We start from the raw sequence: 22,416 nt of genomic DNA on the forward strand, positions 1-22,416 counted from the left end.
GCAAAAAACGTCATTTGGCGGTTTTTCTTCCGTAAGTCTCCTTTTCAGGCCAGTAAATCACCCTGTGGGAGCGGGCTTGCTCGCGAAGAGGCCAGCCCATCCAACATCTTTGTCGGCAGGTAGTCCGCCTTCGCGAGCAAGCCCGCTCCCACAGGATTGATGTTGACCGCTGATACCGGCGTCAAGCGCGCTATCCCGACCGATGACGGGTAGAATCCCCCTCTGAATCAACGTTGAGGTTTGCAGTGGTGGATCTACAGCAGGGCTTCGTCCTGACCCGGCATTGGCGCGATACCCCGGCCGGTACGGAAGTCGAGTTCTGGCTGGCGACCGATAGCGGTCCCCGGCACATCCGCCTGCCGCATCAACCGTCGGTGGCGTTCATCCCGGCCGGGCAGCGTCAGCCGGCCGAAAGCGTTCTGCGTGACGAGAAGAACGTCGAGCTCAGGCCCCTGGCCCTGCTGGATTTCGAACATCGCCCGGTCCTCGGACTTTACTGCCAGCAACATGGCCAGTTGATCCGCCTGGAAACCGCGCTGCGCCGGGCCGGTGTCGAAGTGTTCGAAGCCGACGTGCGTCCGCCGGAACGCTACATGATGGAACGCTTCATCACCGCGCCGGTGCGCTTCAGTGGCACACCGAGTGCCGAGGGCCTGCTGCTCGACGCACAGATGAAACCTGATCCCGGCTACCGGCCGAGCCTCAAGCTGGTGTCCCTGGACATCGAGACCACGGCCCAGGGCGAGTTGTATTCCATTGCCCTGGAAGGCTGCGGCGAGCGTCAGGTGTACATGCTTGGTCCGCCCAATGGCGACGATAGCCAGGTGGATTTCCTGCTCGAATACTGCGATTCGCGGACCCTGTTGCTGAAAAAACTCAACGAATGGTTTGCCCGGTTCGACCCCGACGCGATCATCGGCTGGAATGTCGTGCAGTTCGACTTGCGGGTGCTTCACGAACACGCCCGGCGCCTGGCGGTGCCGTTGAAGCTGGGGCGTGGCGGTGAGGAAATGCAGTGGCGCGAACACGGCAGCGGCAACCACTACTTCGCTTCTGCGGCTGGCCGCCTGATCATCGACGGTATCGAGGCCCTGCGTTCTGCGACCTGGAGTTTTCCCTCGTTCAGCCTGGAAAACGTCGCGCAAACCTTGCTCGGCGAGGGCAAGTCCATCGACACCCCGTACCAGCGCATGGACGAAATCAATCGCATGTTCGCCGAGGACAAACCGGCGCTGGCCAAATACAACCTCAAGGACTGTGAGCTGGTCACGCGGATTTTCGCCAGGACCGAGTTGCTCACCTTCCTGCTGGAGCGGGCCAGCGTCACCGGTTTGCCGGCCGATCGCATGGGCGGTTCGGTGGCGGCGTTCACGCACCTGTATATGCCGCTGATGCACCGTCAGGGTTTCGTTGCGCCGAACCTCGGTGGCAAGCCCCCCGAAGCCAGCCCTGGCGGTTTTGTCATGGATTCGCAACCGGGGCTGTACGAATCGGTGCTGGTGCTCGACTACAAAAGCCTCTATCCGTCGATTATCCGAACCTTCCTGATTGACCCCGTGGGGCTGATCGAGGGGCTCAAACACCCTGACGATAGCGAGTCGGTGCCGGGTTTTCGTGGCGCACGCTTTTCTCGAACCCGGCATTGCCTGCCATCCATCGTCGCCCGGGTGGCCGAAGGCCGGGAAGCCGCCAAGCGTGAACACAACGCACCGCTGTCCCAGGCGCTGAAAATCATCATGAACGCCTTCTACGGCGTGCTCGGCTCCAGCGGCTGTCGCTTCTTCGACACGCGCCTGGCTTCGTCCATCACCTTGCGCGGGCACGAGATCATGCTACGCACCCGCCAGTTGATCGAGGCCCAGGGGCATGCAGTGATTTACGGCGACACCGATTCGACGTTCGTCTGGCTGCGTCGCGCCCATGGTCAGCAGGAGGCGGCGCAGATCGGCCAGGCGCTGGTGGCGCACGTCAATCAGTGGTGGCGCGAACATGTGCAGCAGGAATACGGCTTGCAAAGCGTTCTCGAACTGCAGTTCGAAACCCACTACAAGCGCTTCCTGATGCCGACCATCCGCGGCGCCGAAGAAGGCAGTAAAAAGCGCTACGCGGGACTCGTGACCCGTGCCGATGGCAGCGACGAAATGGTCTACAAAGGCCTGGAAACCGTGCGCACCGACTGGTCGCCGCTGGCCCGGCAATTCCAGCAGGAGCTCTATTGGCTGATCTTCCTGCGCAAGCCCTATCAGGATTATGTGCGTGACTACGTGCGCAAGACCCTGGCCGGTGAGTTCGATGACCGGCTGATCTACCGCAAACGCCTGCGCCGCAGCCTCGACGACTATCAGCGAAACGTACCGCCCCATGTGCGCGCGGCGCGCCTGGCCGACGAGTACAACGACCGACAGGGTCGCCCGCGGCAATACCAGAACGGCGGCTGGATCAGCTACGTAATCACCGTCGCCGGCCCTGAACCGCTGGAAGTGCGCAGCGCGCCCATCGATTACGATCACTACATCACCCGGCAACTGCAACCGGTGGCGGACGCGATACTGCCGTTTGTCGACGATGACTTCTCAACCCTGATTGGGGGGCAACTGGGCCTGTTTTGAGTCCATCAGCGACAAGGTCCAGTCATCCAGGATGCCGTGGAAGTACTGGTTCAAGGCTTGCTGGAAAAGGCTGTCGTCGACGGCGACCTGGGCAAACAGGGTCATCGAGGAGTGAAACTTCAGGTCGTCGGGATGACCGAAAATCCCGGCCACCGAACGCTCCCGGATGTTCAGCACTTCCTGGGTGCAGGTGCGTAGCCGGGCGCCCAGCAACGGATGCTCGAGGTAGGCCAATGCTTCCTCCCGCGAGTGGATGGCATAGCGGCGCGACATCTCGCTGTCGCCGAGCCCGGCAAACTGCGGAAAGATGAACCACATCCAGTGACTGCGCTTGTGCCCATTGTTCAGCTCGTTCTGAACCCGGTCGAATACCGGTTCCTGAGCCTGGAGAAAGCGTTGCAGATTGAACGGGTCCAGGTGGTCGGTGCTTCTCATGGCGAAGCTCTCTGACTGACTGCGGTGGTTCAGACCATGGCCAGCCGCTGTTTGCGTTGTGGCGCGTGAAACGCTTGGTCCAGCGCCTCCAGATCCCCGGCTTCAAGCCGTAATTGGGCGGCTTGGGCGTTGAGCTGCACATGCTCGGGGCGGACCGCTTTGGGGATGGCGATCACGTCGTCCTGACGCAGAATCCAGGCCAGCGCCACTTGTGCTGGCGTCACTTCGTGTCGGGCGGCCACCTGTTTGAGGGTGGTGTTGGCGAGCATTTTTCCACCCTGGCCGATCGGACAGTATGCCATGACTGGCATCCGCCGTTGTTGACTCCAGGGTAACAAGTCAAATTCTATGCCGCGCTGCTCCAGATTGTAGAGCACCTGATTGGTGGCACAGGCCGGGGCGTTCAGTTCCAGCAAGTCATCGAGGTCGAAATTGGACACGCCCCAACGACCGATCTTGCCGGCTTCGCGCAGGCGTTCGAAAGCTTCGACCGTTTCCTCCAGCCGGTACTGACCGCGCCAATGCAACAAGTACAGATCGATGCAGTCGGTGCCGAGCCTGCGCAGGCTTCGTTCGCACGCCTGGGGAATGCCCTCGCGGCTGGCGTTGTGCGGGTACACCTTGCTGACCAGAAAGACGCTGTCGCGCTGGCCGGCGATGGCATCGCGGACCACTTCCTCGGCGCCGCCTTCGGCGTACATTTCAGCGGTGTCGATCAGGGTCATGCCCAGTTCGATGCCCAGGCGCAGTGCCGCGACTTCTTCCTTGTGCCGTGAGCGGTCTTCGCCCATCTGCCAGGTCCCCTGGCCGATAACCGGGACCCTGGCGCCAGCCAACTCAAGCGCGCGCATGCAAACCTCCTTCATGAATGCCGATGGTCAAATCAATGGGCAGCAGAATAGTCCATCGGTTCCCCGCAGTGCTCGCGAAGACAGACTGTCAGTCGATATTGATGCCAACTGACACACCGCCATCGCGAGCAAGCTCGCTCCTACAAGGGGGGTGGTGTTCAAGGCATAAAGATAGATCGCATCGATATAACTGGTTATAAGAAATATCGCTATGCTGCGGGCCAGATTTCCCCTGCGATCTTTGTGGAAGTATTCATGGATTTAGTGAACATCGGGTTGGTCGTCGCCGGGCTGGTCGTCGGCTTCATCGTCGGCATGACGGGCGTGGGTGGCGGGTCGCTCATGACGCCGATCCTGCTATGGTTCGGCATCAATCCGGCGACAGCGGTCGGTACCGATCTGCTGTACGCCGCCATCACCAAATCCAGCGGTGTACTGGTTCACCGAAAGAACAACAACATCGACTGGGCGATCACCGGCTGGCTGACCCTGGGCAGCGTGCCTGCGGTGGCGTTGACGCTGTGGTTTCTCAGCACCCTGCACAGCGCCCCCGAGGCGATGAACGCGATCATCAAGCAGGCCCTCGGTTTTGTGTTGTTTGCCACGGCACTGGCGATCCTGTTCAAGAAGCGTCTGCTCGACTTCGCCCACAAACGTGCGGGTGGCAACTACAGCCCCAGCGGGTTGCGCCTCAATGCGATGACGGTCATCACCGGGCTGGTCCTTGGCACCATGGTCGCGCTGACGTCCATCGGTGCCGGTGCGCTGGGCACCGTGGCACTGTTCATTCTCTACCCGATGCTACCGACCCGCCGCCTGGTGGGGACTGAAATCGCCCACGCCGTGCCGCTGACCCTGGTCGCGGGCCTTGGCCATGCCAGCATGGGCAACATGGATTGGCACGTCCTGGGTTACTTGCTGGTGGGGTCGTTGCCGGGAATTTACCTGGGCAGCCACCTGACCGGGCGTATCTCCGACGAACTGTTGCGCCCTTGCCTGGCGACCATGCTGTTGTTTATCGGTTACAAACTGGCGTTCTGATTCCATCTGCCACGCCAGCTTCACTCGCGGGTGAATATTTCCAGCAGGTGCCCGTCAGGGTCATCGAAATACACCCGCCGTCCTCCTGAGTCATCATTGATTTCCCTCAGTCGCTGCTTGCACGGGTCGGCCCACCACGGCTGACCGTTGGCTTGCAGGCGGGCGAAGGCCGCATCGAAATCCTCGTCGCCAATCAGGAATGCGTAGTGCTGGGACGCTATCGGCGGGTCGTTGTCGTAGAAATCCAGTGACACGCCGTTATCGAATTTGACGATCAGCATGGGTCCGAAGGGCTGCGGGGCGGGCAGGCCAAGGAGGCCGGTCAGGAAACTCGCCGAAACCTGCTTGTCCCGGCACCAGACGATGGTGTGGTTCAACTGAGCGCTCATGCGCAGGTCCTCACGAAGGATCATGCGGGTTGTCATGAGTCTTCAGATTAGCTCAGCCTGTTGCGCTATGACCGCCCTGACCTAAGCTTGGGACAAGGCGAAAAGCATTTGCGGTACGTCGATCGCCGCGATGCGCAATCATTAGAGCGTGGATATCAAAAAGGAGATGCGCATGCTCATCAGGTCATTGACCCTGGCTACTTTGCTGGCGATTGCCGGCCCCTTGTTCGCCGCTGATGACGGCTCACCGCTGGACATGGACAAGGGCAGGGCCCGGCCACTGATTGTCATCGCTCCGAGCACTGTTGATCCAACCTGGGTCAGCCTGAAAAAATCGCTGGATGAGCCGGCCAATCGCAAGGGATTCACCGACCGCAACCTGGTGCTCTACACCGTGCTCAACCTGATGGGCCAGCGCGACGGCAAGGACCTCGGGTCGCAAGACACGGCGGCGCTGATCCGTTCGCTCAAGCTGGGTGTCGGCGCCAGGACCAGGGTCATTCTGGTCGGCAAGGACGGCGAAAAGAAACTGGAGCGATCGGACGCCATCAAGCTGGACGAGATTTTCAGTACTGTCGATCAACAGCCGGCGGCCGAGAAAGAGTTTACGGCGACCGTGGCCGCACCCGTCGCTGAGGCCGAGCCGGCGGTCAAAGGCACCAAGGCCGGGAAAAACAGCAAACCGGCGAAACCCGCCAAACCCACCAAACCGCCTGAAATGCCGGATGATTGAACCCTGTTGCAGCGAGCACAGCCTGTGTTCGCTGCGCAGCATCGTAACTGGTAGCTGAAGAATCGCTGACTCTAGCTCAAGGTTGAGCCAGAAATTGATGGATGACATTAACCAGCACGGGTGAAAACGGCTGAAGACATTGTGCCGCGTCGGGAACCTTCAGATCCTCCAAAAGCAGGCTTAGGAGTTCTTCGTCTTCAAATTGCAGGTCTTCGGGAGGTACGCTCTGGCTATAAATGAGTGCATCAACCATCGCTTTTCGTTTGCCAACAAGTCCTTTGTTACTTTGCTCGGTATGACCCAGATTCAATGTCTGAATTGTTACCTTGGCCCGCTCGGTCTTTCCCGCGACCAGGCCGGATAAGTAGAACTTCAATTCGGACTCGCATTCGGCCATCAAGGGTGTAAGCGGCAACACTCGTGTTCCTCGACCATGACCGCATTGATGCGGGTGTTGGCAACTGGCGACGATGTTGGAAAAATCCAAGGTTCGATTCGGCGCACGATCCTGGGCTTCAAGGTGTTCGTTGTGAGCGCTATCAACGGTGATCGACTGACAGCAATACGCGCATAAGCCGTATTGTTCCGAGATACAGGATGATCGAATGGACCGACTTTCTTCAGGCGGTAAATCCCGGTAACGCAACGTGTTGTTCGAGCGTTTAAAGCGAGTCAACGAGGGTGGCTCCATGCCTTTGTCGATTTTACGCACGACGTAACTCCAACTTGCGAATCAACAAGGCCGCTTTCGCCAGTTCCAGATGTCCCTCTGGCAGCTCTAGAGAAAGCTCGGAATACAGTTTTTTCGCACCGTCCAAGTCACCGTCCTGCAAATGCTTGAGCAATAGATTCAGACGTTTTTGCACTTCGCTGTTACGCACATCGGTGTCCATGACTTCCAGAAGCACCTGGTTGGCATCCAATCCATACAGGCCATTGTGCTCTTGCAATTCTCCGTCATTGAGCACGTAGCACAGCACGTCTTTCGCGTCGCTGATGACCAATGGCGAGTGAGTGGTCAGGACAAATTGGCAATTTGGGAAAGTCTCGCTCAACTGCCGAATCAGACTGCGTTGCCATTTGGGATGCAGGTGCAAATCGACTTCATCGATCAGGACGATGCCATCACCCTCCAATGGGTTGTCCAAAGATTGATTCATCATCGCCAATCGGCGAGCGATATCGCCGACCAGCGCCATCATCGACTTTTCGCCCTGTGAGAGCTGGGAAACGTTAAGCGTCACGCCGTCTTTGTCTATCGCCATGTGCAGACGTGGTTTGCGCTTTACTCTCAGGTTGGTAAAACCTGGCATGAACGCGGCGATGGCAGAGCGAACCGCTGTTAATTGACGATCGCGGGAAGACGCCTTCATTTGGGAAAGCGTTTTCCAGATGTCACTGTCATTGCCGAACTTTGCGAAAATCTCGGATAACGCAGTATCGGATACACCGGTCTCGTTTTCGCTATCTTCGCGTTCGCGGAACCACTCGAAGAAACGACGGAAGTCCACGCCACGATTCAATGCGTTGTCGTAACCGTCGAGTTGATCGAAGGTATGTTTGGTTCGGATTTTTAGTGGGATTTCCAGAACCGAGCGTTCGACTGGGTAGTAGGCGATTAGTGGGAGTGAGGCTTTTTCATCGATGGTTAGTTGAGTGCGATAGTGGTCTGCAAGGAGGCTGGCTTCCGCTAACTCACTATGGACATCGCTCTTTCGCCCTTGCCTGCCACGAGCAATGGCCCAGTTGAAGAGATCAGGTTTTCGATTATCTTCGGGCGAACTTCGTTGCGCCGCCGAGCTATCTGATACGGCAGTCAAAACGATTGCGACTGCAGCGCCGTTTCGAATGTCTTCATTTGCAAGGTGGCTGCCAATGCCCCTCTCGGTACGAATCCTGGCAACTAGCCAACTCAATGAGGTGGCCATTGATTTTAAAAGGGTGGTTTTCCCGGCACCGTTGTTTCCCACAAGCACCGTCACATTTGAGCGGTGTTTGGGGGTTGGGGCCAGATAAATGGTCATTTCGGTGAAGCGACCGACATCCTTGAGCTCGAAGCTGAAAATTTCCATTACAACGCCCTTTTAGGGTCAGTCGGTTTGAATAGTTGAGCGCGCATTATGTCATTCCCGGCAATGGATTGATCCGATGCCGTTCGCTAGCTTGGGAGGCTCAATAGATACAACGGTTTCACCCGCATCACAACGGTCATGAGCAAAAAGGTATTTGTAACTAGATGCTCATAAAACTGAGTGTGGGCAAAGGCCTTCACATGTGTCGGAAATTTCCTTCAAAGCGTGGCGTATCCCGTGAACTGGTGCCCATCGAGCCATATCGATAATCTTCGCCAGCCGCTGCAAATCAGCGGCCGGATGTGGAAGTCCGTTGGTTCAAGCCATCTACCAATGCCCCTAGAACGCAAGTCGACATTTTTTATGTCAACATTGCCGCGTTTTGGCGGCTGTGCGCGGGAGCACTTTCGAGTGCACCGGGTTTTGGTGGATTGACCTGGACTTCCACACCTGCGTACAGCTGCCACCCTCATGTGGAAGTGAGATGGGTAGTTTTCTCAACAATCCCCAATGGTACTTCTTCATGAAAAAGTTAAGTCCGAATCCCCCGGAATCCTCATCCGACTCAGATTTCCCTCTGTCAGACATCACCGAACCCGCCGTCAGCGCTCGCTTGCGCAACCCCAAACACGCCGACCCGGTCAGCCACATTTTCACCATCCTCCCAAACGTCGACACTCCAACGCTGCTGTGCCACGCCTGTGAAACCCTCGCGTCCCTGAACGTACTGGTCACCGATCTCGCCTGTAACCTGGAAAGCTCCAACCGCAATGTGGCGCTGTCGATTCAACAATTGGCAGTGGTGGGCGAGTTGTTGGTGAACCGGGCGCTGGACAATATCGACCCGCCCGAAGGTGCGCCGATAAAGTAAAAAAAGCGACCTCTAGAGGTCGCCCTGTTCTATGGAAAAGGAGGCAAGGCTTACTGAGCCAGGGCGCCCAGTATCCGATGCGCGATCTTCACCCGCTCAGCATTGGGATAATTCTTGTTGGCCAGAATCACAATACCGATGTCCTCCGATGGCACGAACGCCACGTAAGCCCCGAAACCGCCGGTTGAACCTGTCTTGTTGATCAGTACGTTCTCCGGTTGCGTTTGCGGCGGGTTCAGCCACTGGACTGTATGCGCCTCCATGGCCATGGGCGTGGAGTTACCGTCGAGCAAATGATCCAGTGTGATCGGGTAGCGGTACATCTCCCAACCCAGGCCCTGGGTCATGTTGCCTACGGTGTAGTAACCGCTGTGAGTCAAGGCGATGGCTTGCTGCAATGGCTTTTCCAGAGACGCCGGCTTCATGTTTGCGTCGACATAGGCCAGCAGGTCTGCGGCGCTGGTTTTCACCCCGTACGCCTCGGAATCCAGCGCGCCCGGACTGACCCGCACAGGCTTGCCGTCCTTGTTGTAGCCCTGGGCGTACAGCGCCATCTGATCCTGTGGCACATGCACATAGGTGTGCTTGAGGCCCAGTTTCGGCAGCAGGGTTTTCTCCATCAGGTCATCAAAAGGCTGGCCCATGCAGTGGGCGGCGAGGTAGCCGAACAGGCCGAGGCTGGGGTTCGAATACAGTCGGTGACTGCCGGGGGCGTAGAGCGGTTTCCAATGATTGTAATAACCGAGCATCTTGTCGGCCGAATCAGATTCGGCAGGAAATTGCAGCGGTAAGCCACCCGCGCTGTAGGTACCCAGTTGCAGCACGCTGATGTGGTCGAACGCACTGCCGTGCAGGGCCGGCAGGATCTGGCTGGCCTTGTCCGACAGCGACAGCTTGCCCGTGGCCTGGGCGTAAGCGGCAAGGGTGGCGGTGAAGGTTTTACTGACAGAGCCGATTTCGAACAGGGTGTCTCGCGTGACGGGCTTGCCGGTTTCTTTCGAAGCGACGCCATAGTTGAAGTAATGCGCCTGGCCGTTGACGGTGACTGCCACGGCCATACCCTGAATACCCTGGGCTTGCATCACCGGTTGTACAGCGTCGTTCACCAGTGTCTCGATTTGATCCTGTGCAACGCACTGGCCCGAGGCGAGCAGCGCCATGCAAGCCGCGATCGTTTTCAGCCTGTCCATTTTGAATTTATCCGTCGTTGATTCAGTTGCGCGCCATTTTAGGGGGTTAAGCGCTCAGCTCCGAGCGCTTTTTAAACCGGCCGCCAACAGGCGGCCACGCGCAACGGCCGTTTCAACGCACCAGGCACGGCCGCTTGTTGTCGAACTTCCAGCCCGGAATCAGGAACTGCATCGCCACGCTGTCATCCCGGGCGCCCAGGCCCATGCCTTTGTACAGTTCATGAGCTTTGGCGAGCTGATCCATGTCCAGTTCGACCCCCAGCCCCGGTTTCTGCGGCACCTGCACGCAGCCGTCGACGATTTGCAGCGGGGCCTTGGTCAGGCGTTGACCGTCCTGCCAGATCCAGTGGGTGTCGATGGCAGTGATCTCGCCCGGCGCGGCCGCCGCGACATGGGTGAACATCGCCAGGGAGATGTCGAAGTGGTTGTTGGAATGCGAACCCCAGGTCAGCCCCCATTCGTGGCACATCTGCGCCACCCGCACCGAGCCCTGCATGGTCCAGAAGTGCGGGTCGGCCAGGGGAATGTCGACCGACTGCAGCTGGATCGCGTGGCCCATCTCCCGCCAGTCGGTGGCGATCATGTTGGTCGCGGTTTTCAGGCCGGTGGCCCGGCGGAATTCAGCCATGACTTCGCGTCCCGAGTAACCGTTTTCCGCCCCGCACGGGTCTTCGGCATAGGCCAGGACGCGATGCTGGTCGCGGCACAGGCGGATGGCTTCTTGCAGTGACCAGGCACCATTTGGATCAAGGGTGATGCGCGCCTCGGGGAAACGTTCGGCGAGGGCCGTGACCGCCTCGATTTCGGCATCGCCGCTGAGCACGCCACCCTTGAGTTTGAAGTCCTTGAAACCGTAACGGGCGTGGGCTGCCTCGGCCAGCCGGACCACGGCTTCGGCGGTCATGGCTTTTTCGTGACGCACGCGGAACCAGTCGTTTTCGGCGTCTGGCTCGCTTCGGTAGGCGAGGTCCGTTTCGTTGCGATCACCGACATAAAACAGATAGCCAAGCATCTTCACTGCATCGCGCTGTTGACCTTCGCCGAGCAGGGCGGCCACCGGCACGTCCAGGTGCTGGCCGAGCAGATCGAGCAGTGCGGCTTCCAGGCCGGTGACCGCATGGATGGTGATGCGCAGGTCGAATGTCTGCAGACCACGGCCACCGGCATCGCGGTCGGCGAAGGTCTGGCGTACTTGGTTGAGTATCCTCTGCCAGGTGCCGATCGGGCTGCCGACCACCAGGCTGCGTGCGTCTTCGAGGGTCTGGCGAATGCGCTCGCCCCCTGGCACTTCGCCGACGCCAGTGTGGCCGGCGTTGTCCTTGAGGATCACGATATTGCGGGTGAAAAACGGGCCGTGGGCGCCGCTCAGGTTGAGCAGCATGCCATCGTGGCCGGCCACTGGAACCACTTGCATGCTGGTGATGATCGGGGCTTTTGCGGTGTCTTGTGCGTTCATTTTGCAGTCCTTGAAAAGCGGAATTCAGGCGTGGTTGGGCGTGGGTTTGCCCTGCACCACGGCCGGTGCGGATTTCGGTGTGTTGCGGGCGGCAAACACGATGATGGCGGCGATGATCGAGGTCGCGGCCAGGCCGTACAGCCCGCCCTGGATGGAGCCGGTGTGCTCTTCGAGCAGGCCGAAGGTGGTCGGTGCAACGAAGCCGCCGAGGTTGCCCACCGAGTTGATCAGCGCGATGACGCCAGCGGCGATGCGTGCATCCAGATAGGCCTGGGGAATCGGCCAGAAACACGATGACGCCGATTTGAAGCCCAATGCTGCAAAGCAGATCGCAACGAAGGCGAAGACCGGCCCGCCGGTGGTGGACATGAACATCCCGGCAGCGGCGATCAGCAGGGCCACGGCGACCCAGGCTTGCTGGTGTTTCCATTTGGCCGACAGCGATGCGAAGGCGTACATGCCGACAATCGACAGCAACCACGGAATCGAGTTGAACAGCCCGACCTGGATGTCGCTCAGGTCGCCCATCTTCTTGATGATGCTCGGCAGCCAGAAGGTCGCGGCGTAGATGGTCAGCTGGATAAAGAAGTAGATCAGGCAGAACAGGATGATCTGGCGATCCTTGAGCAATTTGCCCAGTGACGGCTTGATCGGCGTAGCGGCTTCGCGGGCCAGTTGTTCGTCGTCGATGGCCTTGACCAGCGCATCCTGCTCCTCACGGCTCAGCCATTTGGCATCGTGGGGCCTGGAGTCCAGCCAGAACCAGACAAACACGCACAACCCCACCGAGAACATGCCCTCGATGAAATACATCCATTGCCAACCGTGCAGGCCCAGCCCTTCGATTTGCAGGAGCAAACCGGACAGCGGGCCGGAGATCAGCGACGCGACCGCCGAGCCGCTGAGGAAAATGGCAATCGCCTTGCCACGCTCCGCGCCGGGCAACCAGCGGGTGAAGTAGTAGATCACCCCGGGGAAGAACCCGGCTTCGGCCACGCCCAGCAGAAAGCGCAGGATATAGAAGTGGGTTTCGTTCTGGATGAACGCCATGCTCGCGGCGACCAGGCCCCAGGTCAGCATGATGCGGGTCAGCCAGATACGCGCGCCGACTTTTTGCAGAAGGATGTTGGAGGGCACTTCGAACAGGGCATAGCCGATGAAAAACAGACCGGCACCGAGGCCGTAGGCGGCAGCGCCAATACCCAGGTCGTGTTCCATGTGGGCGCGGACGAAGCCGATGTTCACGCGATCAATGTAATTGACGATGAACATGATGACGAACAGCGGCAAGACGTGACGTTTGACTTTGGCGATGGCCGACTTCAGCGCTGAACTGGCGTCGTCGTGCATCCCGGAGATGGATGTATTCACTGCGTTTTCTCCCACTCGTTATTTTTATGCGGGGTAGGGCTGGGTGCTGCATTGTTGCTAGACATCATACAACTAGATTTTTTCATCGCGCAACCACGTTCATCCAACAAAATAGCGCGTTTGCAGAGGTTTTTTATTCTGCTGGTGATGCCTTCTGGCGTTTTTGCTGTCTGGATATGGGCTGGATGTTGAGTGTTGTCATACAAGCTGAGCGAGATTTTTCAGGATTCCCGCCAGGCGCGGTGCTACGATTCGATAGCCCTGATTTCCGGACATCCTCATGCAAGACGACCTCGAAGCACCCGCCCGCAAGCGCAGCCACAACCTGGCCCATGACCTGGTGGAAAAACTGACCCAGCGCATCCTGCTCGGCCAGATGTTGCCAGGTGACAAGTTGCCGTCGGAGAACACCATCGTTCAGGAGCACGGGGTCAGTCGTACGGTGGTGCGTGAGGCGATCTCCAAGTTGCAGGCCTCGGGGCTGGTGGAAACCCGGCACGGCATTGGCACGTTTGTGATCGAGCGCGCACCGGAGCAGGGGCTGCGGCTGAATGTCGACACGGCGTTGGGGGTGCGCAGCATTCTGGAGTTGCGCATGGGCCTGGAAACCCAGGCGGCCGCACTGGCGGCGACTCGCCGCACCGATCTGCAACTGGTGCAGATGCGTGAAGCGCTGGATGACTATCAAAGCCTGCTGGCCAACAACGACAGTTGTGTCGAAGCGGACCGGCGTTTTCATCTGCTGATCGCCGAAGCCACCGGCAACCTGTGCTTCACCGAAATCATGCAGCACCTGGGCAGTGCCATGATCCCGCGCACCCGGGTCAACGCCGCCGAGCGTGGTGCAGTGGACTTGAGCAAGCTCGGCGAGTTGGCCAACCTCGAGCACGAGGCGATCCTCAATGCCATCAGGCGCCAGGACCCGGATGCGGCGCGGGCGGCCATGTGGCTGCACCTGACCAACAGTCGCGACCGGTTTTCGCCCAGCTGACTGCTATTTGGGTGTTTTGTCAGTGACACCCAATCATCGTTCTTCGCGAGCAAGCCCGCTCCCACAGGGTTTTATGTTTGCCGCAGTTCTTGAGCACACATCACAACCTGTGGGAGCGGGCTTGCTCGCGAAGGCGCCGGCCCAGACGGCGCAAAGCATGGATCAGACCCGAGCAACCTGAACAACCACAGGCCGCCGCTCCAGATTCAACGCCAGCACACTTGCCAACACCACCAACCCGCCGACCACGATCATCAGCGTCGGCCGCTCGCCGAGCGCATAAGACGCAATCACCATCGCCGTCGGCGGCGTCAGATACAGGGTCATCGTTGCCCGACTCAAATCGACATGCGCCAGTACATAGGCCCAGGCCAGGTACGCCAGGGCACTCGGGAAAATCCCCAGGGTGAATACGGCGAACTGTACGTGCAGCGGCGCCCGGGCGACCTGATCCATAAGGCCGGGCAGAAAGATCAACAACAGCGCCGTCCCGGACCACACCGTGTAACACACCAGTGTCAGCCCGTCGTAACGCCCGGTGTGATGTTTTTGCAGGGCGAAGTAGAGACTCCAGGACACCGCCGCCAGCAGGATCAGCAAGCCGTGGGCATCGAGGCTGCCCAGGCCATGATCGCCGGCCACCACTATCACCACGCCAAACAACCCGAGCAGCACACAACCCCAGCGCCACAGGCTTACCTGATCCTTGAACACGAAGCGCGCGATCAGCGTGCTGAACAGCGGCGTGGTCTGGGCCAGGACGCTCGAAGCGCCGGCGCTGACACCCTGTTGCCCGAAATTGATCGCCACGTGGTGCAGGCTCACGGCAAAGAATCCCAGGCCGAACATCAGCGGCAGGTCTCGCAGGCTGGGCAGGCGGATGCCCTTGAATATCGCGACCACGGCCATGAACGCGGAGGCCAGCAGGAAGCGCAGGAGTGCCAGGTGCGCGGGGTCGTAGGCTTGCAAGCCGATATGAATGCCGGTCGGGGAGAATCCCCAGCACACCACGACAAACGCCATGGCCAGGATGATTTTCCAGGGTGATACGGGGGAGGGGTTGAGCGGTGTCATGGTCGTGCACCTGTGGGCGGATGCACCGAGTATCAGAAAGCGCATCGTTCGCCACAACTGACTTATACTGCGCTAACCGTTCACTTTTGGTGATGTATGGAGCTGGCACAGATTCGCATGTTCAAGACCGTGGCCGAGGTCGGCAGCATCGCCCGTGCAGCTGATGTGCTGCATTGCGTGCCGTCGAACATCACGGCACGGATCAAGGCCCTTGAGGCCGAACTGGGTGTCGCGCTGTTTCTGCGAGAGGGGCGAGGGCTGCGCATCAGCCCGTCGGGGCAGACCTTCCTGGCCTACGCCTCGAAAATTCTCGCCCTCACCGCCGAGGCCAAACGCGCGGTCGACCCGTCGGCCGAACCCTCCGGGCCGTTGCGCATCGGGGCCATCGAGTCGTCGGCCACCGGGCGTTTGCCGCGTCTGCTGGCGAAATTCCACAAGCGTTTCCCGCAGGTAGCGCTGGAACTGACCACCGGCTCCTGGGGGCAGTTGCTCGACGACACGCTCAATCACAAACTCGACGGTGCAATCGTGGCGGTGGATGTCGAGCGTTCGCACCTCAAGCGCACGCCGATGTACCGCGAAGACTTGCTGCTGATCGCCTCGACATCCCTGGGGCCGCTGCGGGACATCAGCGATTTGCAGGACCAGACCGTGTTCATGTGGCCCCAGGGCTGTCCGTACCGGGCGGCGCTGGAGCATTGGTTACTGCGCCAGGGGCAGGCGCTGCCGATTGTCAGCCTGGCCAGTTATGGCGCGATTGTCGGTTGTGTCAGCGCCGGGGCTGGCGTGGCACTGGTGCCCAAGGGGATCTTTGACCAATACGCCAAAGGCGCGGGGTGCGCGGGGTTTGAGTTCCCCGAACTGACCGCCGTCGACAACCTGTTTTACTGGCACGAAAACGCCGGGGTTCACCCGGCGCGTGAGGCGTTTGTGGCGATGCTCCGCGAGGAGTTCGCGTAACGCAGAATCTGTGGGAGCGAGCAAGCCCGCTCCCACAGGGGTTACGGCATGTTGATATCTCGCATTAGCAGGCCAAAACTCAGATCCACCGCATCCGGTATCGGCAGGTAAACGGTGTGCCCGTCGCCCGGTGCAACGTCGATCGCTTCACCCCTGGCGTTTTGCAACAGATGCAGATCGAAGTGGAAGTTGCCCTTGGGCGTCATCAGTTCCATGTGGTCGCCCAGGCCGAAGCGGTTCTTCACCTTGACTTCGGCCAGGCGATCTCGCCGCTCGCCGGTCAATTCACCGACAAACTGTTGCCGCTCCGACACTGAGCTGCCGTTCTGGTAGTTCTGGTACTCGTCATGCACATGCCGACGCAGAAAACCTTCGGTGTAGCCGCGCTGGGCGAGGGATTCCAGGTCGGTCATCAGGCTGCGATCGAAGGCCCGGCCCGCCGCCGCGTCGTCGATGGCCCGGCGATAAACCTGGGTGGTGCGCGCGCAATAGAAGTGGGATTTGGTCCGGCCTTCGATTTTCAGGGAATGCACGCCCATGTGCGTCAGGCGTTCGACGTGCTGCACGGCGCGCAGGTCCTTGGCGTTCATGATGTAAGTGCCGTGCTCGTCTTCGAAGGCGGGCATCTGTTCCCCGGGACGATTGGCTTCCTGCAACAGGAATACCTGATCGGTGGGCGCGCCGATGCCCAGGGTCGGTTCGGGTTCGAATGTCCGGACGATCTCGCCGAGCTGGTTTTCCATGGCCGGCTGCGCCGAGTATTTCCAGCGACAGGCGTTGGTGCAGGTGCCCTGATTGGCATCGCGCCGGTTCATGTAGCCCGACAGCAGGCAGCGCCCGGAATAGGCCATGCACAACGCGCCGTGCACGAACACTTCCAGTTCCATGGCAGGCACTTGCTGGCGAATCTCGGCGATTTCCTCCAGTGAAAGCTCCCGCGACAGGATGATCCGGCTCAAGCCTTGCTGCTGCCAGAACTCGACACTTGCCCAGTTCACGGTATTGGCCTGCACCGAAAGGTGGATCGGCATCTGCCGATAGTGCCGGCGCACCAGCATGATCAGGCCGGGGTCGGACATGATCAGCGCATCCGGGGCCATCGCGATCACCGGTTCAAGGTCCTTGAGGAAGGTCTTGAGCTTGGCGTTGTGCGGCGCGATGTTCACCACCACGTAGAAGCGCTTGCCCTGAGCCTGTGCTTCGCGAATGCCAAGGGCCAGGTTGGCGTGGTCGAATTCGTTGTTGCGCACCCGCAGGCTGTAGCGCGGCTGGCCGGCGTACACGGCATCGGCGCCGTAGGCGAAGGCGTAACGCATGTTTTTCAGGGTGCCGGCGGGGGCGAGCAGTTCTGGTGCGGTGAGGTTCATGGCGGAGTCGATCGCAAAAGCCGCGTAGGGTAAATGCCTTGTGCCGGGGTTTTATTGACCTGGATCCATACCAGATCAACAAACCGATGGCACTCGCGCGAGCTGCAGCGGACTAAACATCAGGGCGGAAGTTTTTCGTCCCCGCTGGCACGGAACGGACATGAACGAAACGACCCTGCAGGACAAATCGCTGACGGTTTTGCTGGTGCTGGTCAGCGCGGCCTTCATCTGGATCCTGCTGCCGTTCTACGGCGCGGTGTTCTGGGCGGTGATCCTCGGCATCGTCTTTGCGCCACTGCAGCGTCGGCTGCAATTGAAGTTCGGCTGGCAACGCAACCTCACGTCGCTGTGCACATTGAGCATTTGCCTGGTGATTGCGATTCTGCCGGTGATCATCACCAGCGCCTTGCTGGTTCAGGAGGGCGCGACACTCTACAAAAGCGTCGAGAGCGGCGAGCTCGACATTGCCGGGTACGTGGCGCAGTTCAAGCACAGCCTGCCGCCGTATTTCCAGCACCTGCTGGATCGCTTCGGCATGGGCGAGTTGAATGGGCTGCGAGAGAAAATCGTCAAAAGCGCGATGACCGGCGGGCAGGTGCTGGCCTCCCAGGCGTTCAGTTTCGGCCAGGGCACGTTCGAGTTCATCGTCAGTTTCTTCATCATGCTGTACTTGCTGTTCTTCTTCCTGCGTGACGGTGCGGAACTGGCGCGCAAGGTACGCATGGCGGTGCCGTTGCAGGAACAGCAGAAACGCCGTTTGCAGCTCAAGTTCAATCGTGTGGTGCGGGCCACGGTGAAGGGCAACCTGCTGGTGGCCATCACGCAAGGCGTGCTGGGCGGTCTGATTTTCTGGTTTCTGGACATTCCCAGTGTGTTGCTCTGGGCGGTGTTGATGGCGTTTCTGTCGCTACTGCCGGCGGTGGGGGCGGGAATAGTCTGGGCGCCGGTGGCGGTGTTTTTCCTGCTCACCGGGGCGATCTGGCAGGGCGTGGTGCTGGGGCTGTTCGGGACCTTCGTGATCGGGCTGGTGGATAACCTGCTCAGGCCGTTGCTGGTGGGCAAGGACACCAGGATGCCGGACTACATGATCCTGATCTCGACCCTTGGCGGCCTGGCGGTTTTCGGCTTGAACGGCTTTGTCATCGGGCCGTTGATCGCGGCCCTGTTCATGTCGAGCTGGGCCATTTTCATCGAAACCAAACCGCGGGTGCAGCTGCCTTAGGCGCTGAACCTGCCCGACTGCGCGGTACCGATGCGTTGCGACAGCGCCTGGGCGGCGGGCAGCGAAGTGAGCGGACCGCTGATCTGCACGCCATCCTGCACCAGATACCAGCAGGCGAGCATGCCCATCTCTCTGAGCTGTGGGGGGACGGCGCTGCCGATAACGGACATGATTTGAACCTGGGACATGACAAGTACCTCCATCAATCTGTGGAGTTACTTTAAGGTCCGGGTGCCTTGAGGGGTAATCAACGCTTTCGATAGTGGTCATTGATGCCAGCGGGGGCAAACGACCGTTGGTCGGTCAGTTGACCACCTGATCGAGCATATGAATCACTTCCTGCTCGTTGAGCAGGCCCTTGCGCACCAGGTTTTGCGTCAACAGCGAGAGAAACTTGGCGCTGCGATGACCTTCCAGGTGCTTGAGTTCGGTCAGTGCGTTGTAGACCTTGCTGGAGGTGCACAGACCGACGATGCGGTGCGGGTTTTGCGTTGGCATGTGGTCGTCCTTGTTGTTATCAACCTGTTATCGACGGACAGCCCCGAGCTTGCGGAACTGTCATGACAAAAATATGACCGTTTTGCGCTGCGCGGCAGAAAACGGGTCAGTCCATCTTGCCAATTTCCACCACGCGCACTGTCCCGATAGCGACCTTGGCGAGATTTTTCCAGACCTGCACCGACAAACGGGCATAAAAAAGCCCCGCTGTTTCAGCGGGGCCGGGTGAGCCCGTTACCAGCGACCGTGTCCGTAGTAGCCGCGTGGCGGACCGTAGTAGTAACCATGGGGTGGTCCGTAGTAAACCGGCGCCGGACGGTAGTAGATCGGTTGTTGCACGTAGACCGGAGCCGGCTGGTAGTAAACCGGAGGCGGTGGTGCGTAATAGGCCGGCGCGGGCTGGTAGTAGACCGGTTGCGGTGCGACATAGACCGGTCGGTTCGCGTTGATCAGGGCCGAGCCGACAATGGCAGTACCGACGATCGCGCCAAACACCGCCGGGCCTTGCCAGTAATTACCGCCACCATGGGCTTGCGCCTGTCCTGCGATAGCGAGGGCGCCGATCAGCAAGGCTACTGTGGGGACTTTACGGATCATGATAGTTCCTCGGTTCTTCAGCCCGGCGCTTGTGTCTGCAATAGACCCAAGGATTGTCGCGGGGATACTTCTAAGACAGCGTTTTTCTGAAAAACAGCACGGCCGTTGGGTAAATTTTGTGTAAGGTCTGTACCGACTTTCTTACCGACCCGTTCAAGCCCGTGCGCACAGGCTTATATGATCGATCAGAACCCGATGGCGGGCTAATCCCGTCCATCCGAAAAGTGCATTTGAAGGAGCTTCCCCATGCAGATGAACCCCAACAAAGACACCCAGCTGTGCATGTCCCTTTCAGGGCGTCCCGGGAACTTTGGTCTGCGTTTTCATAATCATCTGTATGAACAGCTGGGTCTGAATTTTTACTACAAGGCCTTTGCCAGTCAGGACCTGCCGGGTGCCGTTTCCGGCATTCGCGCCCTGCGGATTCGTGGCTGTGGCGTGTCGATGCCGTTCAAGGAAGCCAGCATTGCCCTGGTCGATGAACTCGACGCGTCTGCCGCCGCCATTCAATCGATCAACACCATCGTCAACACCGACGGCCATCTCAAGGCCTACAACACCGATTACATCGCCGTCGCCCAATTGCTGGAAAAGCACCAGGTGCCCAAGGACTCGACCTTTGCCTTGCGCGGCAGCGGCGGCATGGCCAAGGCCGTGGCAAGCGCCCTGCGCGATGGCGGGTATGAACGCGGCCTGATCGTGGCCCGCAACGAGCGCGCCGGGCAGGCGCTGGCACAGTCGTTGGGGTATGAGTGGCAAGCCGAGCTGGGCAATCGTCGCCCGCAGATGCTGGTCAACGTCACCCCGATCGGCATGACGGGAGGACCGGAGGCCGATCAACTGGCCTTTGAAGCTGATGTGATCGAAAAAGCGGAAACTGTGTTCGATGTGGTGGCGATTCCCTCGGAAACGCCGTTGATCGTGCGTGCTCGTGCCGAAGGAAAACGGGTCATTACCGGCCTGGAAGTGATCGCGATCCAGGCACTGGAGCAATTTGTGCTCTATACCGGTGTACGGCCGACAGACGAGCAATTCCACAAGGCAGTCGCGTTTGCCCGCAGCTAGGAGGTTCCATGCATCCGCCCATTCTCAATCTGGATTCGGTCGAGCTTGAACCGTTGCCCGAAGCGTTTGCGCCGACGGGTGAAACCGCCGGTCGCTATCAACAGCGCCTGGCCCGTGTCGGCCAGCAACTGGGGGCGCAAAAGCTTGGTTATCGCTTGTATGTGCTGGAGCCAGGCATGCGCGGCAGCCCGTTTCACAGTCATCGGGTCAATGAGGAAATGTTCTATGTCGTGGCCGGGCAAGGGCAAGTCCGCCTGGGATCGGAACGTTTTCCAATCCGCGCCGGTGATGTGATCGCCTGCCCACCGGGCGGGCCTGAAAAGGCGCACCAGATCATCAACACCAGCAACGGCGAGTTGCGCTACCTGGCCGTCAGCACCCAGCAATCACCGGAGATCTGTGAATACCCCGATTCCGGCAAATACGCTGTGATGGACGACTTCAAGGTGGATGCCGAAGGTAATGCCTCGGGTTTTGTGGCGGTGGCCCGCCAGGCCGATGGGGTGGATTACTGGGACGGCGAGTAACCACAGGCACCGTCAAACCACTGTAGGAGCGAGCTTGCTCGCGATGGACGTCAACGATAACGCGGGCTGTCTGAATGAACGCGTCGTCTGGACGTTTTTCGCGAGCAGGCTCGCTCCTACAGGTTTTGTGTCCATCACAATTGTCGGTGAGTCCACGATCCACTGTGGGAGCGGGCTTGCTCGCGAAAGCGTCGGCACATTCAGAATTGGTGTGACTGGCAATCCGCTTTCGCGAGCAAGCCCGCTCCCACATTGGGATCTCTGTAGCGGGATTATTCCAGTCGCGCCAAACGCTCTTCCAGCGCCGCAATCCGCGCTTCCAGTTCTTCGATCCGTTCAACCGAAACCCCGCCACTGCCACGCTCGGCCGGGTTGTTCCGTGCCGCCATGATCGCCTCGATATCCGCCGGGTCGCCCAAGGCGTGGGTATAGCGGTCTTCGCGCTGACCGGCCTGACGCGCAATCAGCACGGCCAGGCCGCGGGCAATCAGGCGTTCGAGTTGATGCACAACCTGTTCGGCATCTTCGAATTCATGCATGCGGCCGCTGCGGGTCAGCAGTTCATTGACGGTCTGCGGGCCGCGCAGGAACATCAGCCCGGTCAGGATGACCTGCGCCGGCACCAGTTCCAGGGCCTTGTCGACCTTGTGCTCCCAGCGGTCGGCGCGGCTGCCCATCACCAGTTTGGCGAAGCCGCGTCCTTCGAGGGCGCGCAGGCTCTGGCCGACCTGGCCTTGTGTGAGGTTCATCACCGGCTCGCGGCTGGTTTTCTGGTTGCAGGCAATCACCAGGGCATTGAGGGTCAGGGGATAGGTTTCCGGGCTGGTGGCCTGTTTCTCGATCAACGAGCCCAGGATGCGGATTTCCGTGGTATTGAGCCGGGGCTCATCGAAAGTCGTCTCTTGCTCAGCGCTCATGGTTCTGCGTCCTTACCCGATTCATGTTTTTCACTTGCGTGGGTGCACTTTAGATGGGCAGGCGCCAATCGCAACAGAATTCGCTGCGTCATCAGAGCAATGATGACAAAAAGTGTATGAAATATTAACGCCATTTTTACAATTGGCCGGGCACCGTATGCGGGGTCGCGCGCGAGTGCG

The 22,416-nt window shown here is 59.6% G+C and carries 23 protein-coding genes; 9 read left to right on the top strand and 14 right to left on the bottom strand.

The window, feature by feature from the left end; genetic code table 11:
* Positions 1 to 248 precede the first annotated feature (248 nt).
* Positions 249 to 2,609, top strand: a complete 2,361-nt coding sequence (locus ACEN8Q_RS01550; RefSeq protein WP_413704389.1) for a DNA polymerase II — start codon at positions 249 to 251, stop codon at positions 2,607 to 2,609.
* Here ACEN8Q_RS01550 and ACEN8Q_RS01555 read toward each other — a convergent pair.
* Together ACEN8Q_RS01555 and ACEN8Q_RS01560 are read right to left on the bottom strand one after the other, a co-directional pair.
* On the bottom strand, positions 2,574 to 3,044 hold the full coding sequence (locus ACEN8Q_RS01555; protein WP_413423066.1) for a DUF1810 domain-containing protein: 471 nt from the start codon (positions 3,042 to 3,044) through the stop codon (positions 2,574 to 2,576). The two genes, ACEN8Q_RS01550 and ACEN8Q_RS01555, sit on opposite strands and share 36 nt — an antisense overlap.
* Positions 3,045 to 3,073: 29 nt before the next feature.
* Positions 3,074 to 3,895: an aldo/keto reductase gene (locus ACEN8Q_RS01560; protein ID WP_413423068.1), complete on the bottom strand. Its 822-nt coding sequence runs from the start codon at positions 3,893 to 3,895 to the stop codon at positions 3,074 to 3,076.
* Between the two features lie 255 nt (positions 3,896 to 4,150).
* Here ACEN8Q_RS01560 and ACEN8Q_RS01565 point away from each other — a divergent pair, with 255 nt between their 5' ends.
* Positions 4,151 to 4,936 (top strand): sulfite exporter TauE/SafE family protein, encoded by a 786-nt coding sequence (locus ACEN8Q_RS01565; protein WP_413423070.1) that lies wholly within the window; start codon positions 4,151 to 4,153, stop codon positions 4,934 to 4,936.
* A gap of 20 nt (positions 4,937 to 4,956) precedes the next feature.
* Here ACEN8Q_RS01565 and ACEN8Q_RS01570 read toward each other — a convergent pair whose 3' ends face one another.
* Positions 4,957 to 5,325, bottom strand: coding sequence for a VOC family protein (locus ACEN8Q_RS01570; RefSeq protein WP_413705460.1), 369 nt, complete (start codon positions 5,323 to 5,325; stop codon positions 4,957 to 4,959).
* A 172-nt stretch (positions 5,326 to 5,497) separates the two neighbouring features.
* Between ACEN8Q_RS01570 and ACEN8Q_RS01575 the strand changes: the two genes are divergently transcribed.
* Complete coding sequence (locus ACEN8Q_RS01575; protein ID WP_413423072.1) at positions 5,498 to 6,058, top strand: DUF4174 domain-containing protein; 561 nt, start codon at positions 5,498 to 5,500, stop codon at positions 6,056 to 6,058.
* A 76-nt stretch (positions 6,059 to 6,134) separates the two neighbouring features.
* Here ACEN8Q_RS01575 and ACEN8Q_RS01580 read toward each other — a convergent pair whose 3' ends face one another.
* A complete protein-coding gene (locus ACEN8Q_RS01580; RefSeq protein WP_413423074.1) occupies positions 6,135 to 6,770 on the bottom strand; it encodes a TIGR02646 family protein in 636 nt (211 codons plus the stop codon).
* Positions 6,763 to 8,130: an AAA family ATPase gene (locus ACEN8Q_RS01585; RefSeq protein WP_413704390.1), complete on the bottom strand. Its 1,368-nt coding sequence runs from the start codon at positions 8,128 to 8,130 to the stop codon at positions 6,763 to 6,765. Before ACEN8Q_RS01585 ends, ACEN8Q_RS01580 begins: the two co-directional genes overlap by 8 nt.
* Positions 8,131 to 8,653: 523 nt before the next feature.
* Here ACEN8Q_RS01585 and ACEN8Q_RS01590 point away from each other — a divergent pair.
* Positions 8,654 to 9,001 (top strand): DUF6124 family protein, encoded by a 348-nt coding sequence (locus ACEN8Q_RS01590; protein WP_413705461.1) that lies wholly within the window; start codon positions 8,654 to 8,656, stop codon positions 8,999 to 9,001.
* A 50-nt stretch (positions 9,002 to 9,051) separates the two neighbouring features.
* On the opposite strand, the gene ampC is transcribed toward ACEN8Q_RS01590, so the two are convergent.
* The 3 genes from ampC to ACEN8Q_RS01605 all read right to left on the bottom strand — a co-directional run bounded on the left by ampC (position 9,052) and on the right by ACEN8Q_RS01605 (position 13,018).
* The gene (gene ampC, locus ACEN8Q_RS01595) at positions 9,052 to 10,161 is read right to left on the bottom strand and encodes a class C beta-lactamase (RefSeq protein ID WP_413705462.1); all 1,110 of its coding nucleotides are present in this window, start codon (positions 10,159 to 10,161) and stop codon (positions 9,052 to 9,054) included.
* Positions 10,162 to 10,303: 142 nt separating this feature from the next.
* Entirely contained in the window at positions 10,304 to 11,647 is a 1,344-nt protein-coding gene (gudD, locus tag ACEN8Q_RS01600; protein WP_413704391.1) for a glucarate dehydratase, read from the bottom strand.
* A gap of 24 nt (positions 11,648 to 11,671) precedes the next feature.
* The gene (locus ACEN8Q_RS01605) at positions 11,672 to 13,018 is read right to left on the bottom strand and encodes an MFS transporter (protein WP_413423080.1); all 1,347 of its coding nucleotides are present in this window, start codon (positions 13,016 to 13,018) and stop codon (positions 11,672 to 11,674) included.
* A 280-nt stretch (positions 13,019 to 13,298) separates the two neighbouring features.
* On the opposite strand from ACEN8Q_RS01605, the gene ACEN8Q_RS01610 reads away from it, so the two are divergent.
* Positions 13,299 to 14,009 carry a FadR/GntR family transcriptional regulator gene (locus ACEN8Q_RS01610; protein WP_413423082.1) on the top strand — a complete coding sequence of 237 codons (711 nt, stop codon included), beginning with the start codon at positions 13,299 to 13,301 and terminating at the stop codon, positions 14,007 to 14,009.
* Positions 14,010 to 14,171: 162 nt separating this feature from the next.
* Here ACEN8Q_RS01610 and ACEN8Q_RS01615 read toward each other — a convergent pair whose 3' ends face one another.
* The gene (locus tag ACEN8Q_RS01615) at positions 14,172 to 15,083 is read right to left on the bottom strand and encodes a DMT family transporter (RefSeq protein ID WP_413423084.1); all 912 of its coding nucleotides are present in this window, start codon (positions 15,081 to 15,083) and stop codon (positions 14,172 to 14,174) included.
* Positions 15,084 to 15,179: 96 nt separating this feature from the next.
* Between ACEN8Q_RS01615 and ACEN8Q_RS01620 the strand changes: the two genes are divergently transcribed.
* The gene (locus ACEN8Q_RS01620; RefSeq protein ID WP_413704392.1) at positions 15,180 to 16,043 is read left to right on the top strand and encodes a LysR family transcriptional regulator; all 864 of its coding nucleotides are present in this window, start codon (positions 15,180 to 15,182) and stop codon (positions 16,041 to 16,043) included.
* Between the two features lie 41 nt (positions 16,044 to 16,084).
* Here ACEN8Q_RS01620 and yegQ read toward each other — a convergent pair whose 3' ends face one another.
* Positions 16,085 to 17,410, bottom strand: a complete 1,326-nt coding sequence (gene yegQ / locus ACEN8Q_RS01625; protein ID WP_413704393.1) for a tRNA 5-hydroxyuridine modification protein YegQ — start codon at positions 17,408 to 17,410, stop codon at positions 16,085 to 16,087.
* Positions 17,411 to 17,570: 160 nt separating this feature from the next.
* Between yegQ and ACEN8Q_RS01630 the strand changes: the two genes are divergently transcribed.
* A complete protein-coding gene (locus ACEN8Q_RS01630; protein ID WP_413423090.1) occupies positions 17,571 to 18,632 on the top strand; it encodes an AI-2E family transporter in 1,062 nt (353 codons plus the stop codon).
* On the opposite strand, the gene ACEN8Q_RS01635 is transcribed toward ACEN8Q_RS01630, so the two are convergent.
* The 3 genes from ACEN8Q_RS01635 to ACEN8Q_RS01645 form a co-directional block, all read right to left on the bottom strand.
* Complete coding sequence (locus tag ACEN8Q_RS01635) at positions 18,629 to 18,820, bottom strand: hypothetical protein (RefSeq protein WP_413423092.1); 192 nt, start codon at positions 18,818 to 18,820, stop codon at positions 18,629 to 18,631. The two genes, ACEN8Q_RS01630 and ACEN8Q_RS01635, sit on opposite strands and share 4 nt — an antisense overlap.
* Before the next feature lie 115 nt (positions 18,821 to 18,935).
* The gene (locus ACEN8Q_RS01640) at positions 18,936 to 19,130 is read right to left on the bottom strand and encodes a hypothetical protein (protein ID WP_413704394.1); all 195 of its coding nucleotides are present in this window, start codon (positions 19,128 to 19,130) and stop codon (positions 18,936 to 18,938) included.
* Positions 19,131 to 19,364: 234 nt separating this feature from the next.
* Positions 19,365 to 19,727: a hypothetical protein gene (locus ACEN8Q_RS01645; protein ID WP_413423094.1), complete on the bottom strand. Its 363-nt coding sequence runs from the start codon at positions 19,725 to 19,727 to the stop codon at positions 19,365 to 19,367.
* Between the two features lie 246 nt (positions 19,728 to 19,973).
* Between ACEN8Q_RS01645 and ACEN8Q_RS01650 the strand changes: the two genes are divergently transcribed.
* Entirely contained in the window at positions 19,974 to 20,792 is an 819-nt protein-coding gene (locus ACEN8Q_RS01650) for a shikimate 5-dehydrogenase (protein ID WP_413704395.1), read from the top strand.
* Positions 20,793 to 20,800: 8 nt separating this feature from the next.
* A complete protein-coding gene (locus ACEN8Q_RS01655; protein WP_413423098.1) occupies positions 20,801 to 21,319 on the top strand; it encodes a cupin domain-containing protein in 519 nt (172 codons plus the stop codon).
* A 272-nt stretch (positions 21,320 to 21,591) separates the two neighbouring features.
* Here the strand turns inward: ACEN8Q_RS01655 and ACEN8Q_RS01660 are convergent, their stop codons facing one another.
* On the bottom strand, positions 21,592 to 22,236 hold the full coding sequence (locus tag ACEN8Q_RS01660; protein ID WP_413428924.1) for a YceH family protein: 645 nt from the start codon (positions 22,234 to 22,236) through the stop codon (positions 21,592 to 21,594).
* Positions 22,237 to 22,416: the final 180 nt, after the last annotated feature.

The sequence above is a fragment of the Pseudomonas sp. Pseusp16 genome, assembly GCF_047324915.1.
Classification (GTDB): domain Bacteria; phylum Pseudomonadota; class Gammaproteobacteria; order Pseudomonadales; family Pseudomonadaceae; genus Aquipseudomonas; species Aquipseudomonas fluorescens_CD.

Excerpts from the sequence above, each read along its gene's own strand:
- ACEN8Q_RS01590 (WP_413705461.1), top strand. The coding sequence starts at position 8,654 with ATGAAAAAGTTAAGTCCGAATCCCCCGGAATCCTCATCCGACTCAGAT.
- ACEN8Q_RS01575 (WP_413423072.1), top strand. The coding sequence starts at position 5,498 with ATGCTCATCAGGTCATTGACCCTGGCTACTTTGCTGGCGATTGCCGGC.
- ACEN8Q_RS01640 (WP_413704394.1), bottom strand. The coding sequence starts at position 19,130 with ATGCCAACGCAAAACCCGCACCGCATCGTCGGTCTGTGCACCTCCAGC.
- ACEN8Q_RS01610 (WP_413423082.1), top strand. The coding sequence starts at position 13,299 with ATGCAAGACGACCTCGAAGCACCCGCCCGCAAGCGCAGCCACAACCTG.
- ACEN8Q_RS01635 (WP_413423092.1), bottom strand. The coding sequence starts at position 18,820 with ATGTCCCAGGTTCAAATCATGTCCGTTATCGGCAGCGCCGTCCCCCCA.
- ACEN8Q_RS01615 (WP_413423084.1), bottom strand. The coding sequence starts at position 15,083 with ATGACACCGCTCAACCCCTCCCCCGTATCACCCTGGAAAATCATCCTG.
- ACEN8Q_RS01585 (WP_413704390.1), bottom strand. The coding sequence starts at position 8,130 with ATGGAAATTTTCAGCTTCGAGCTCAAGGATGTCGGTCGCTTCACCGAA.
- ACEN8Q_RS01570 (WP_413705460.1), bottom strand. The coding sequence starts at position 5,325 with ATGAGCGCTCAGTTGAACCACACCATCGTCTGGTGCCGGGACAAGCAG.
- yegQ (WP_413704393.1), bottom strand. The coding sequence starts at position 17,410 with ATGAACCTCACCGCACCAGAACTGCTCGCCCCCGCCGGCACCCTGAAA.
- ACEN8Q_RS01630 (WP_413423090.1), top strand. The coding sequence starts at position 17,571 with ATGAACGAAACGACCCTGCAGGACAAATCGCTGACGGTTTTGCTGGTG.
- ACEN8Q_RS01660 (WP_413428924.1), bottom strand. The coding sequence starts at position 22,236 with ATGAGCGCTGAGCAAGAGACGACTTTCGATGAGCCCCGGCTCAATACC.
- ACEN8Q_RS01555 (WP_413423066.1), bottom strand. The coding sequence starts at position 3,044 with ATGAGAAGCACCGACCACCTGGACCCGTTCAATCTGCAACGCTTTCTC.
- ACEN8Q_RS01560 (WP_413423068.1), bottom strand. The coding sequence starts at position 3,895 with ATGCGCGCGCTTGAGTTGGCTGGCGCCAGGGTCCCGGTTATCGGCCAG.
- ACEN8Q_RS01650 (WP_413704395.1), top strand. The coding sequence starts at position 19,974 with ATGCAGATGAACCCCAACAAAGACACCCAGCTGTGCATGTCCCTTTCA.
- ACEN8Q_RS01565 (WP_413423070.1), top strand. The coding sequence starts at position 4,151 with ATGGATTTAGTGAACATCGGGTTGGTCGTCGCCGGGCTGGTCGTCGGC.
- ACEN8Q_RS01655 (WP_413423098.1), top strand. The coding sequence starts at position 20,801 with ATGCATCCGCCCATTCTCAATCTGGATTCGGTCGAGCTTGAACCGTTG.
- gudD (WP_413704391.1), bottom strand. The coding sequence starts at position 11,647 with ATGAACGCACAAGACACCGCAAAAGCCCCGATCATCACCAGCATGCAA.
- ACEN8Q_RS01620 (WP_413704392.1), top strand. The coding sequence starts at position 15,180 with ATGGAGCTGGCACAGATTCGCATGTTCAAGACCGTGGCCGAGGTCGGC.
- ampC (WP_413705462.1), bottom strand. The coding sequence starts at position 10,161 with ATGGCGCTGCTCGCCTCGGGCCAGTGCGTTGCACAGGATCAAATCGAG.
- ACEN8Q_RS01645 (WP_413423094.1), bottom strand. The coding sequence starts at position 19,727 with ATGATCCGTAAAGTCCCCACAGTAGCCTTGCTGATCGGCGCCCTCGCT.